Raw genomic sequence first — 12459 nt, 5'->3', positions numbered from 1 at the left:
TTTTAATAACAATTGTGGGATTATACTCACCCACCGCTAATGGAGATTATAGAATGAGTGTTTTAGTTGGGCGTAAAGCACCTGATTTTACTGTGGCTGCAGTAATGGGCAATGGGGAAATTGTTGATAAATTCAATTTACACGAACATTTGAAAGGCAAATACGGATTGGTATTCTTTTATCCCTTGGATTTTACCTTTGTATGTCCTTCCGAGTTAATTGCTCTTGATCATCGTATTGAAGAATTCAAAAGACGTAATGTTGAGGTGGTTGCTGTATCTATTGATTCACATTTTACACATAATGCCTATAGGAATACTCCTGTGAAAAATGGTGGAATAGGGCCTGTGAGATTTACTTTGGCAGCTGACATGACTCACAGTATATGCCAATCCTATGGAGTAGAACATCCAGTTGCTGGTGTGGCTTTCCGAGGAGCTTTTGTTATTGATACGAATGGTATGGTTCGTTCACAAATCGTCAATGACTTGCCGATAGGAAGAAATATTGATGAGATTATTCGTATCATCGATGCGGTTCAATTCTTTGAAGAAAATGGTGAAGTTTGTCCTGCTGGCTGGAAAAAGGGACAAGCTGGCATGAAAGCATCTCCTAAAGGTGTTGCAGAATACCTGTCTGAGCATTCCGAGTCCTTATAATAAAGGACAAGGAAATAGAATCCTTTTGTTGTTGGGTTTTTATTGCAAAGCGTGACACAAGAAAATTTCTACCAAACTCCTGGATTACCTAAAACAGTAATCCAGGCTATTTATGTTTTTCTTATATCAGATGTTCAGCATTCGCCACTTGTTTATCATAAGGCAAAACAAATCTGCCGTTTTTTCCGCATCATATATGGCAGAGTGCGCTTCCTGGCTGTCAAAATGTAATCCAGCTGCTTGAGCCGCTTTGGCCAATACGGTTTCTCCAAAAATCAAACCTGCTAATGTGGCCGTATCAAAGCAAGTGAAGGCATGGAAAGGTGATTTTATTCCAGTTCTTTTGATGGCTTCTTTGATAAACAACAAATCAAACCAGGCATTATGCCCCACCAAGACAGCTCTTTGGCAACGGGTTTTTTTTAGCAGGTCATGGATGGGTTTGAATAATCGAGAAAGTGCGGTTTGTTCATCTACTGCAAAACGAAGAGGCTGGTAAGGATCTATTTGGTTGAACTCCAGTGATTTTTGATCCAGTTCTGCGCCCGGGAAAGGTAAAATATGTTCAAAATAACTGCTCTCTCTTTTTAATAAGCCTTGCTCATCCATATCTAATAAAACAATACACATTTCCAGGAGAGCATTTTTTTGAGGATCTATTCCTGCTGTTTCTATATCAACAACAACAGGTAAAAAGCCACGAAAGCGATTTTTAATGGTATTACTTAGAATGTTATTGCGAGAAACCATTAATACTCCAGTTTATAGTGTCTCCAGCGGCAATAGGTACAACATGAGTTGATCCAAATGGCATCGAATTAGGGATAGTCTGAGGAGATTTAATTAGTTCCAGTTGTTGTTGGTTAATAGGGAGCTGGTAAAACTCAGCCCCAAATCGACTAAGAAAATCATTGAGCTTTTTTAATTGGTTAAGTTCATCAAAGATTTGTGTGTAGAGTGCTACTGCAAAGGGGGCTGAATAAATGCCGGCGCATCCACAAGCATTTTCTTTAGTATTGATGGCATGGGGGGCACTGTCAGTGCCGGCAAAAAATTTTGGATTTCCACTTGTAGCGGCTAGTTGTAACGCTTTTTGGTCCTTTTCATGTTTTAAAATGGGTAAACAATAATAATGCGGTCTAATGCCTCCAGCGAGTAGTTTATTGCGATTATAAAGCAAATGGTGAGGAGTTATTGTTGCGGCAAGATTTGAAGGTCCTTCAGAAACATAATCTACCGCGGTTTTGGTCGATATATGCTCCAACACGATTCTCAATTTGGGGAAATGTGTGGCAATGGGTTTCAGGTATTCATCAATAAACAATGCTTCGCGCTCAAAAATATCGCTGTGAGTGACCTCACCATGAATTTGCAAGACTAAATTATTCGTTTGCAATATTTCAAATAGGGGATAGAGTGCCTTCAAAGATTTAGCGCCCTCTTCAGCATTTGTTGTCGCTCCAGCAGGATAAAGTTTTGCTCCAACTATATAAGAAAGTGCAGCAGCTTGTTGTAGTTCTTCTGCTTTAACAGATTCATTTAAATAAAAAGTCATATAAGGAATAAAGGAATTTTGTTTAGGAATGGCTGCAATGATTCTGTTCCTATAACTCTCAATGGCTGATAAGTTTGTTAGTGCTGGTTTGAGATTGGGCATCACTAACGCTCGGGCAAAATGTTGGGCGGACGCTTTGACGGTATGAGTTAGAAACTCTCCATCTCGCAGATGGAGATGCCAATCGTCAGGCCGATTAATTATCAGAGTTTGCATAATAAAGATTCCTGCATTATTGCCGATAAAAGAGGATAACATGAATTGGGCAATTGGGATGAGCAAAAAATGATTTCAGATCATTTTATGTGCAAAAAAATAAAAATAATGGCATGGAGTTATTTATTCATTACTGCCACCGTCTTTGCCGCTCCATCAATCCAATATGCCAGCCCTATGGGAGAAGAAAATTGGCGTATGACAGGAAATCCTCTTCGATGCGGTTTATCATTGACTATTCCAAATTATGGTATTGGATACTTTGAGCAATACGCAACGAAACCACCACACTTTATTCTGCGTAAATGGGATCAAGCTCAACGGGTCTTTCCAGCTCAAGTCATTGCAAGTCCCCCAGTATGGAAGCCATTATTAACCAGGTCTTATCTGGTAGCACGCACTTTAATGAAACCAGGGGAATATGGATTATTTTTAAAACGACAGCCTGCTTTAAAATTATTGACCTTTTTATCTCAGGGATATCAGGCAAACTTTAACTATTTATCAGAGGAAGGATTTCGCACTACGGTTATACTCTCCCCTATTCGTTTTCAAAAGGTATATTCACAATATCAACGTTGTCTTGGTAGCTTGTTGTCTTTCAACTATGACGATGTAAAAGAAAGCGTGTTTCATTTCGGTGTGGATAGTAAGTTACTATCTGATGCAGATAAAGCGCAATTACGACGAATTGCCCAATACGTTGATGCTGATATACAAATTGATGTCATTAAAATTATTGGCCATGCCGACGATAGCGGGCGTAAAGGCTACAATAATGCCATTTCACAATATAGAGCTGAGGCTGTGAAAAATTATTTGATTTGGCTTGGAGTACCTCAAAGAAAACTCTCAATAACATGGGTTGGAGCTCTGCAACCGATAGCCAGGAATGATACTGATGAGGGGCGGGCAGCGAATAGACGTGTTGTTGTGACATTGATAAAAAAATAAGGCTTGTGGTTAAAAAAATATCTTTTTATGATGTCTTTTCATCTTCAAAAATCCATTTCTGGTGGAACAAATTTCCTTTGAGTGAGACAAGGCAATAATGTAAAAAAAATGACGATACTGTTTAATTTTAGTTATATCGTCATGAAAATATTCGAATTTTTAATAAATTTTCTTGACTTATTTAAAATCACTGCAGATACTCATATCGTTGCATGCTTCGAACCTAAGCGACGATGCGTGCTATTGACAACTCCAAATGGTGAGTTATCAATAAAATGGAAACTCAATAATAAACAAGTGGAGACAAGGCATGTTTAGTTTGAAAAAAACAGCAGTGGCAGTACTCGCTTTAGGAAGCGGTGCAGTGTTTGCTGGAACCATGGGACCAGTTTGCACCCCAGGTAATGTAACTGTTCCTTGCGAAAGAACTGCATGGGATATTGGTATCACCGCACTATATTTGCAACCAATTTATGATGCTGACTGGGGCTACAATGGTTTCACCCAAGTTGGTGGCTGGCAGCATTGGCATGATGTTGACCATGAGTGGGATTGGGGCTTCAAATTAGAAGGCTCTTATCACTTCAATACTGGCAATGACATCAATGTAAACTGGTATCACTTTGATAACGACAGTGATCACTGGTTTGATTTTGCTAACTGGCACAACTACAACAACAAGTGGGATGCAGTTAATGCTGAACTGGGTCAATTCGTAGATTTCAGCGCTAACAAGAAAATGCGTTTCCATGGCGGTGTTCAATATGCTCGTATTGAAGCTGATGTGAACCGTTATTTCAATAACTTTGCCTTTAACGGATTCAACTCTAAATTCAACGGCTTTGGTCCTCGCACTGGTTTAGACATGAACTACGTATTTGGCAATGGCTTTGGTATTTATGCTAAAGGAGCTGCTGCTATTCTGGTTGGTACCAGCGATTTCTACGATGGAATCAACTTCATTACTGGTTCTAAAAATGCGATCGTTCCTGAGTTAGAAGCTAAGCTTGGTGCTGATTACACTTACGCAATGGCTCAAGGCGATTTGACTTTAGACGTTGGTTACATGTGGTTTAACTACTTCAACGCTATGCACAATACTGGCGTATTTAATGGATTTGAGACTGATTTCGCAGCTTCTGGTCCTTACATTGGCTTGAAGTATGTTGGTAATGTGTAATTTGTTAAGCTGATAAGAAATTTCAGCAATACTGTTGACTTTATAGAAGTCCGGCTGGATAATTTATCCAGGTACGCTCTCGATTAGAGCGAAGAATGCGTACTGTTGCTGATATGCTAAATTAGTAACGAACGGAAATTAATAATAAAAAAAGTGGAGATAAGCATGTTAAATTTGAAAAAAACAGCGGTAGCTGTTCTTGCTTTAGGAAGCAGTGCAGTGTTCGCTGGTACTATGGGACCAGTTTGCACCCCAGGTAATGTAACTGTTCCTTGCGAAAGAACTGCATGGGATATTGGTATCACCGCACTATATTTGCAACCAATTTATGATGCTGACTGGGGCTACAATGGTTTCACCCAAGTTGGTGGCTGGCAGCATTGGCATGATGTTGACCATGAGTGGGATTGGGGCTTCAAATTAGAAGGCTCTTATCACTTCAATACTGGCAATGACATCAATGTAAACTGGTATCACTTTGATAACGACAGTGATCACTGGTTTGATTTTGCTAACTGGCACAACTACAACAACAAGTGGGATGCAGTTAATGCTGAACTGGGTCAATTCGTAGATTTCAGCGCTAACAAGAAAATGCGTTTCCATGGCGGTGTTCAATATGCTCGCATTGAAGCTGATGTGAACCGTTATTTCAATAACTTTGCCTTTAACGGATTCAACTCTAAATTCAACGGCTTTGGTCCTCGCACTGGTTTAGACATGAACTACGTATTTGGCAATGGCTTTGGTATTTATGCTAAAGGAGCTGCTGCTATTCTGGTTGGTACCAGCGATTTCTACGATGGAATCAACTTCATTACTGGTTCTAAAAATGCGATCGTTCCTGAGTTAGAAGCTAAGCTTGGTGCTGATTACACTTACGCAATGGCTCAAGGCGATTTGACTTTAGACGTTGGTTACATGTGGTTTAACTACTTCAACGCTATGCACAATACTGGCGTATTTAATGGATTTGAGACTGATTTCGCAGCTTCTGGTCCTTACATTGGCTTGAAGTATGTTGGTAATGTGTAATTTGTTAAGTAATTAAGTTCTTTTTGAGCCCATCACAAAAATGATGGGCTTTTTTTTTGAAATGGAGTCCATATGTTGAAAAAGACAAGTTTAGCCCTATTGGGATTGGCTGCAAGTGGTTATGCATTAGCAGGTACTATGGGACCTGTTTGTACACCAGGTAATGTCACTGTTCCCTGTGAAGCAAAACGTTGGGATTTAGGTATACAGGCACTCTATCTAAAATCAGCTTATGATGCCGATATGGCCTATAGACAAGTTCACGTAGCACCCACGAGATATGACGATGATCAGGGTTGGGATTGGGGATACCGATTGGAAGGTTCCTATCATTTCAATACTGGTAATGATGTGACTATTAATTGGACTCACTACAGCGATTTCACAAACCCGAGTGGTCTTATCGGGCGAATCGACGTATTGCCACCTACATTAAGATTTCCACGTTTATTTAGCGCAATATACAAAAACCGATTTGAGCAAGTAAACCTGGTGATGGGGCAGCATGCTGATTTTGGTCTAGTCAAGGATATGCGTTTCTATGGTGGTTTACAGTACGCCAACATTGAAATTGATAATACAAACTATTATTACGGTGCCTTTCCTCAGTTAGGCGGGGTCAACCTGTTTGATAATACTGATTATAAAGGAGTAGGACCTGTTGTAGGAATCGATTATGCCTATGCCCTAACCAATGCATTGAGTGTCACTGCGAACGGTGCGGCTTCAGTTCTATATGGTAAGGGTAAATATAATATTGGATATGTTGCATTGCCTACAGGTTCCAGTGGAGCGGTTGTTCGATCCATTTACGCAAACAAACGAACAATAGTTCCAAGTTTGGAAGCTAAGCTTGGATTAAACTATGCTTACAATATGGCTCAAGGAGTATTAAATCTTGAAGGTGGTTATCAGGTAACGAACTACTTCAATGCTCTGCATACTCAATTCTTGCAAAACATGGCAAATCCTGTAACCAATAGTGATTATGGGCTTTATGGGCCATATATTGGTGCAAAATATATTGGTAACGTCTAAACGAAATCCTATGCTTAAATGCGCTCGCCATTGCCGAGCGCATTTCTTTGAACATCCTGCTTAAAAAGTGTTATAAAAAATTCCTCAATAAAGAAATATAATCACACCAATCTATTCTAATTTCTAATTAACCAAATCTCTAATTTATAGAGATATAGGTAAAAAACTATAGATGCATACAAATAAATCAATTTATTTTAAATTTTAGCGGAGTGATCCTATAGCCAGCCAGTAATTGCCGCGTTATAATCCCGAGGCTATCCGTTTAGGATGTAAAAATAATAAACAGGAGTACCCCCGCATGAAGTTTAAAAAATTTATTTTGGCTCTCGCTTGTTTATCATCGCCATTATATGCGGATCAAGATCAACAACTGAAAAGTGAAATTCAACGATTACAGCATCAAGCAGAAGATTTACAAGCCCAACTCAATCGCTTACAAAAACAATTAGCAAGTCATAAGAGCTCTCCGCAAACTCAAAAGGCTGTCACAAAGCCAGCAGAGCCACAGAGTGAGCCGACAGCTAAATCAGGATCTGCCATAGAAGAAAAATATCACTCATCCAAAGTAGAGGTACACGCGCCTGATGCCCATCCGGAATCTATCAGCTTTTATCCAACAGCGTTGATAGCTGATAACAGAGTGGTAACCTATATAGCAGGGACTCCTGTAGTAAGCTCGCCATTCCTTGGTGATAGACCTGCGTTTGATGGTTCTGATTATATAGTAAACATTTCCAGTATTAACCGAGATGTTCGTTTAATGCAGCAGCGACGTCGTTTATACAGAGCCTATCAAAAAATAGGCTATCCTATTCCTAATATGCCTATTATTTCATTAAGTGGTAAGGCAGAGCCGGCTGCGACATTTAATAATCCGTTTCGCTCAACCAACACTGATGGTGATATTACTCTAGGCTCAAGTGAACTGGACGTTGCTGCTGCCTTGAATGAAAATGTCGAGGCCTATATTGCAATTGCCTATGATGAAAGCCCTCCGGCAATTGGGCCACGAGTTAGCAATTCAGCGTTTAATTTAAATATGGGATTTGTCAACATTGGTAATTTGGATAAAAGCCCGCTGTATTTTACAGCAGGACAAGTCTATGTTCCCTTTGGCCGCTATTCCAGTGCGATGGTAAGTTCCCCTGTGACAATGAATTTGGCGAGAACCAAAACAAGACCTGTCATTTTCGGATATAAGTCTCAGGCAGATACAGGGCCTTTTGCTGCTGTATATGGCTACAGAAGTGATACCACCTTGGGTCGTTCTGGAGTCGGCGGCGTTAATTTGGGGTATATTTTTGGATTTGATAATGATATCAATGGTGAGATAGGGGGTGGTTTTATTAGCTCTGTTGCTGATGCTGGTGGTATGCAAAGCACAGGCGCCAATGTCGGAACAACCTTTGGCGGTTTTGGTTCCATAACAAATGGTAATGAAAACGTCCGTAAAACAAAAGCAGCTGATGTCCATGGTCATGTTGGTTATGATCGTTATAATCTGACTTTAGAATGGGTTGGTGCGATACAAAGTTTTAGACCCCAGGATTTAAGTTTTAATGGTCAAGGTGCTAGACCTCAGGCTGCTCAAGCAGAATTGGGTATGACTTTTATGGCATTTAACAGGCCAGCCTCTATAGGAGTCGGTTACCAGTGGACAAAAGAAGCATTGGCATTAAATCTGCCTAAACAACGCTATATTGGAGTGTTTAATATTTCAATTTGGAAAGACACGGTGGAGAGCCTCGAATACAGGCATGATATCGACTATGGCCTAACTCAGTTCGCTAACGGGGCAGCTCCTCCAGGATTAGTTAATCTTCCAACTTTAGGCACAGGAAAATCTGCGGATACCGTTTCAGCCCAAATCGGCGTTTTTTTCTAGATTGTTCTCATTTTACTTCACCGAAGCTTGTAACGAATCCATAAAGTTACAAGCAGGTGTAACCAAATGTTCATATATATCGCAAACTAATAGTCATCAGCCTAATTGCAACTTACTTTGATAATTGAAAAAGTCCTTAATTGGCTACTCTCATTCCCCCCTTTGTTTTTCAACCTGTGCTATCTTTTATTTTATAACTACCTCTTAAAGGGATGTAAAAATGCATCAGGATGGTTTTTGGCAAGAGGGGCAATACAAACGCAGCGGGCTTATTTCCAAGCCCGGCATAGTGAGAAGAGCACAAAGAGAAACAGATCGCAGAGGTGGAGTTTATTCGTCAGCAAATAAGGATTCACTCTCTGTAGTAACAAAATTAGTGACTACTGCAGCAATGATTGGAAAGAAATTAAATAAATTAATTCAAAAAAGCAGGGTTTTTATATTATATGCCCTATTTTTTTTGATTGGATTGCAAGCTTCCTTTGCAGCAAAAATTGTAGAGTTGAATATAAAGGGACCGATTGGTCCTGCTACAGTAGATTATTTGGAAAGAGGTATTCAAAGTTCTCAAGATGCTGATTTGATAGTGATACTAATCGACACACCAGGCGGTTTGTATGATTCAACACGAAACATCATCCAATTATTTTTACTTTCGGATGTGCCCATAATTACTTATGTAAGTCCCACTGGAGCAAGAGCAGCAAGTGCCGGAACCTATTTAATGTATGCAAGCACCTTGGCTGCTATGGCGCCTGGCACGCAAATGGGCGCTGCAAGCCCCGTTAGTCTTGGCACAGGATTTAGCGAAGGTGAAAAAGATGAGAAAAAAAAATCAGCGATGGAAAATAAGGTAACTCATGATGCTGTTGCAACAATAAGGTCACTTGCTCAACTACGAGGCCGTGATCCGGATTTTGCTGAAAAGGCAGTAACAGAAGGTAAATCCATAACAGCGAATGAAGCCCTCAATAAGGGGGTGATCAATTATATCGCAAAAAATAGAAATGATTTATTGTCCCAAGTCCATGGGATAAAAGTCAGTCAAAATAATAAAACAATAACTATTAATACTGAAAGTCCGGATGTTCAAGTAATCAATCCGGATTGGAGAACTCGTTTTCTATCGGTCATTACCAACCCCACAGTGGCTTACTTACTATTATTACTTGGAATTTATGGAATTTTCTTTGAGTTGGTGAATCCAGGTTATGTTTTACCTGGAGTAGTTGGTGCAGTTTCAATGCTTTTTGCACTGTATGCGCTGCAGCTGTTACCTATAAACTACGCAGGTCTGGGCCTAATTATTTTAGGCATTTTATTTGTCATAGCTGAGGCATTTACTCCAAGTTTTGGAGCGTTAGGTGTAGGAGGAACAGTTTCCTTTATTTTAGGCTCCATTATGTTGATGAACACGGAGCATATTGCTTTTCAGATAGCATGGTCAGCAATTTGGGCTATGGCGGTTTTGAATATACTGATTTTTGTTTTGGTTCTGGGGATGTTAGTTAAATCTCGAAACCAAAAAATCAGGCATGGCCTTGAGACGTTGGTGGGAGCAAAGGGCAGGGCGTTAGGAGATATTAATTTGGAAGGCCAGGCTGTGATTAAGGGAGAGATTTGGAATGTCCATTCAAACTCTCCAATCGCAGCAAATAAAAGCATTAAAGTTATGCGAGCATCAGGGCTATTGTTGGAAGTAGAAGAAGATCAATCGGTTTATTAGTTGGTTATTCCATGTGGAATGAAAAGGATTAAGGAGAATGAGATGGGACCATTTCTATTGATATTGCTGGTAGCTATAGGTTTGTTACTGGTTTCAATGTTCAAGGTGTTTAGGGAATATGAGCGCGGAGTGGTTTTTATGCTGGGCCGGTTTTGGCGTGTTAAAGGCCCAGGATTGATAATTATTATTCCAGTTATTCAACAAGTAGTTCGTGTTGATTTGCGAACCATAGTCATGGACGTGCCTAGCCAAGACGTTATCTCAAGAGATAACGTTTCTGTACGTGTCAATGCCGTGGTGTATTTTCGTGTAGTAGTACCTGAAAATGCAATCATCCAGGTTGAAAATTATTTTGAAGCAACCAGCCAATTGGCACAAACCACATTGCGGTCGGTATTAGGCCAACATGATTTGGATGATATGTTGGCTGAGCGTGAGCAACTGAATAGTGATGTGCAAAAAATTCTTGATGCCCAAACAGAAAGCTGGGGAATCAAGGTTTCCAATGTTGAAATCAAGAAGGTGGATTTGGATGAAAGCATGATAAGGGCAATAGCGAAACAGGCTGAAGCAGAAAGAGACAGGAGAGCAAAGGTTATCCATGCAGAGGGAGAACTGCAGGCTTCGGAAAAGTTATTGCAAGCCTCTCAAGTGCTTGCTCAGCAACCCCAGGCAATGCAGCTAAGATATCTACAAACTTTAGCTACTATAGCAGTGAATAATAATTCAACTATTATTTTCCCAATGCCCATGGAAATAGGCGATATATTAACCTCTATGGCTGGTAAGAAAAAATAGGAAATATTAAGGCTTGCGCAACCCCAATCTCATTTGGTAATCAATATTTTTTGCGTCGGCCTTGGAGTTTTAGTATGTTCTGAGCCTATCAGACTAAGTCTATGGATGAGAGAAAATTACAATCATATTACTATCATGTCTGGAAGGGTTCTGATATCGCAGATGATAAGATATGTCACGCCATACCAGCGCCTTAGTATCAACGTTCCATTAGAATAAACTACCATATTCTTGATAATTTCCCGAAACAAACTTTCGTTTCATTAATTTTTATGATAGAAATCTATCTTTTTAAGAAAAGAGGAATATCGTGTCAATCAAATCAGACAGATGGATAGAGAAAATGGCCCTTGAGCATGGGATGATTTCTCCATTTCAGGCCGGTCAAGTGCGAGAAAACCAAAATGGTAGGATTATTTCTTATGGCGTCTCCAGTTATGGGTATGATGTTCGCTGTTCGAATGAATTCAAGATTTTTACGAATATTAATTCAGCGATTGTTGATCCCAAGGCGTTTGATGAAAATAGCTTTGTGGATGTTCAGTCTGATGTCTGCATTATTCCCCCCAATTCGTTTGCCTTGGCAAGAACGGTCGAATATTTTCGTATACCCCGCAATATATTAACGATATGCTTGGGTAAATCCACTTATGCTCGTTGTGGGATTATAGTGAATGTTACTCCTTTGGAGCCGGAATGGGAGGGGCATGTTACTCTCGAGTTTTCCAATACGACCACTCTGCCTGCCAAGATTTATGCGTATGAAGGAGTTGCTCAAATGTTGTTTTTAGAAGCTAATGAGGTTTGCGCTGTTTCTTATCGTGATCGAAACGGTAAGTACCAGGGTCAAACTGGAGTTACATTACCACGCACTTAGGATGAAAAAGTAACGTTTTAATCTTTATCCAAAAGTGGGAATTTGGCTCGTGACGAATTGACGCGCTCGCGTAATTCCTTTCCAGGTTTAAAGTGAGGACTGTATTTTGCCTCTGTTACAACTTTTTCACCTGTTTTAGGATTATGAGCATTTCGTGGTGGTCGGTAATGAAGAGAAAAACTACCAAAGCCCCGAATTTCTATTCTTTGGCCATGGATAAGTGCTTCGCTCATTAATTCGAGTATTCTGTTAATGCCATCGGCTACTTGCTTTTCAGTAAGATGCGTCATTCGAGCAGCGATGTGTTCAATGAGTTCGGATTTAATCATATACTCACCTCGTTTTGTCGCGTATTTAATAGACCGATTGCATCCTCTTTTATTTTAGCTTGGTTGCCTGTGCTTCTGTTCGCTTTGTATTTCGAAACACGGGTGGTTCTGCACTAAAATAAGATCCACAGGTTGAGCAACTGGTCTAATGTCTGCTACCAAGACACATCAGGTGCTGACAATTTCCCATTTGATTTTATAAGT

Annotated in this window: 12 protein-coding genes; 9 read left to right on the top strand and 3 right to left on the bottom strand. The window is 40.0% G+C overall.

The window, feature by feature from the left end; genetic code table 11:
- Nucleotides 1-53: 53 nt before the first annotated feature.
- On the top strand, nucleotides 54-659 hold the full coding sequence (locus EL201_RS15400; RefSeq protein ID WP_027223077.1) for a peroxiredoxin: 606 nt from the start codon (nucleotides 54-56) through the stop codon (nucleotides 657-659).
- 126 nt (nucleotides 660-785) lie between these two features.
- Here the strand turns inward: EL201_RS15400 and rnt are convergent, their stop codons facing one another.
- Both rnt and pyrC read right to left on the bottom strand, forming a co-directional pair.
- Complete coding sequence (gene rnt, locus EL201_RS15395) at nucleotides 786-1409, bottom strand: ribonuclease T (protein WP_027223076.1); 624 nt, start codon at nucleotides 1407-1409, stop codon at nucleotides 786-788.
- A complete protein-coding gene (pyrC, locus tag EL201_RS15390; protein WP_027223075.1) occupies nucleotides 1393-2430 on the bottom strand; it encodes a dihydroorotase in 1038 nt (345 codons plus the stop codon). Before pyrC ends, rnt begins: the two co-directional genes overlap by 17 nt.
- A gap of 69 nt (nucleotides 2431-2499) precedes the next feature.
- Here pyrC and EL201_RS15385 point away from each other — a divergent pair, with 69 nt between their 5' ends.
- From EL201_RS15385 to dcd, 8 genes are all read left to right on the top strand, one after another.
- On the top strand, nucleotides 2500-3384 hold the full coding sequence (locus EL201_RS15385; protein ID WP_027223074.1) for a flagellar protein MotY: 885 nt from the start codon (nucleotides 2500-2502) through the stop codon (nucleotides 3382-3384).
- 310 nt (nucleotides 3385-3694) lie between these two features.
- A complete protein-coding gene (locus EL201_RS15375; RefSeq protein WP_061773210.1) occupies nucleotides 3695-4564 on the top strand; it encodes an Lpg1974 family pore-forming outer membrane protein in 870 nt (289 codons plus the stop codon).
- Nucleotides 4565-4729: 165 nt separating this feature from the next.
- Nucleotides 4730-5599 carry an Lpg1974 family pore-forming outer membrane protein gene (locus tag EL201_RS15370; protein ID WP_061773209.1) on the top strand — a complete coding sequence of 290 codons (870 nt, stop codon included), beginning with the start codon at nucleotides 4730-4732 and terminating at the stop codon, nucleotides 5597-5599.
- A 72-nt stretch (nucleotides 5600-5671) separates the two neighbouring features.
- Nucleotides 5672-6637, top strand: a complete 966-nt coding sequence (locus tag EL201_RS15365; protein ID WP_027223073.1) for an Lpg1974 family pore-forming outer membrane protein — start codon at nucleotides 5672-5674, stop codon at nucleotides 6635-6637.
- A gap of 301 nt (nucleotides 6638-6938) precedes the next feature.
- A complete protein-coding gene (locus EL201_RS15360; protein ID WP_027223072.1) occupies nucleotides 6939-8525 on the top strand; it encodes a FlxA-like family protein in 1587 nt (528 codons plus the stop codon).
- Nucleotides 8526-8916: 391 nt separating this feature from the next.
- The gene (locus EL201_RS15355) at nucleotides 8917-10251 is read left to right on the top strand and encodes an NfeD family protein (protein ID WP_414843015.1); all 1335 of its coding nucleotides are present in this window, start codon (nucleotides 8917-8919) and stop codon (nucleotides 10249-10251) included.
- Between the two features lie 42 nt (nucleotides 10252-10293).
- Nucleotides 10294-11049 carry a slipin family protein gene (locus EL201_RS15350; RefSeq protein ID WP_027223070.1) on the top strand — a complete coding sequence of 252 codons (756 nt, stop codon included), beginning with the start codon at nucleotides 10294-10296 and terminating at the stop codon, nucleotides 11047-11049.
- 310 nt (nucleotides 11050-11359) lie between these two features.
- Nucleotides 11360-11926: a dCTP deaminase gene (gene dcd, locus EL201_RS15345; RefSeq protein ID WP_010948641.1), complete on the top strand. Its 567-nt coding sequence runs from the start codon at nucleotides 11360-11362 to the stop codon at nucleotides 11924-11926.
- A gap of 17 nt (nucleotides 11927-11943) precedes the next feature.
- Here the strand turns inward: dcd and EL201_RS15340 are convergent, their stop codons facing one another.
- Entirely contained in the window at nucleotides 11944-12255 is a 312-nt protein-coding gene (locus tag EL201_RS15340) for an integration host factor subunit beta (protein ID WP_010948640.1), read from the bottom strand.
- Nucleotides 12256-12459: the final 204 nt, after the last annotated feature.

The organism is Legionella pneumophila subsp. pascullei (assembly GCF_900637585.1).
Classification (GTDB): Bacteria; Pseudomonadota; Gammaproteobacteria; order Legionellales; family Legionellaceae; genus Legionella; species Legionella pascullei.
Note: the sequence above shows the minus strand (reverse complement) of the source record. Positions and strands in the feature narration are given on the sequence as shown.

Coding starts and splice junctions, on each gene's coding strand:
- EL201_RS15375 (WP_061773210.1), top strand. CDS start 3,695: ATGTTTAGTTTGAAAAAAACAGCAGTGGCAGTACTCGCTTTAGGAAGC.
- EL201_RS15370 (WP_061773209.1), top strand. CDS start 4,730: ATGTTAAATTTGAAAAAAACAGCGGTAGCTGTTCTTGCTTTAGGAAGC.
- EL201_RS15385 (WP_027223074.1), top strand. CDS start 2,500: ATGATTTCAGATCATTTTATGTGCAAAAAAATAAAAATAATGGCATGG.
- EL201_RS15400 (WP_027223077.1), top strand. CDS start 54: ATGAGTGTTTTAGTTGGGCGTAAAGCACCTGATTTTACTGTGGCTGCA.
- rnt (WP_027223076.1), bottom strand. CDS start 1,409: ATGGTTTCTCGCAATAACATTCTAAGTAATACCATTAAAAATCGCTTT.
- EL201_RS15350 (WP_027223070.1), top strand. CDS start 10,294: ATGGGACCATTTCTATTGATATTGCTGGTAGCTATAGGTTTGTTACTG.
- EL201_RS15365 (WP_027223073.1), top strand. CDS start 5,672: ATGTTGAAAAAGACAAGTTTAGCCCTATTGGGATTGGCTGCAAGTGGT.
- EL201_RS15360 (WP_027223072.1), top strand. CDS start 6,939: ATGAAGTTTAAAAAATTTATTTTGGCTCTCGCTTGTTTATCATCGCCA.
- EL201_RS15355 (WP_414843015.1), top strand. CDS start 8,917: ATGATTGGAAAGAAATTAAATAAATTAATTCAAAAAAGCAGGGTTTTT.
- pyrC (WP_027223075.1), bottom strand. CDS start 2,430: ATGCAAACTCTGATAATTAATCGGCCTGACGATTGGCATCTCCATCTG.
- EL201_RS15340 (WP_010948640.1), bottom strand. CDS start 12,255: ATGATTAAATCCGAACTCATTGAACACATCGCTGCTCGAATGACGCAT.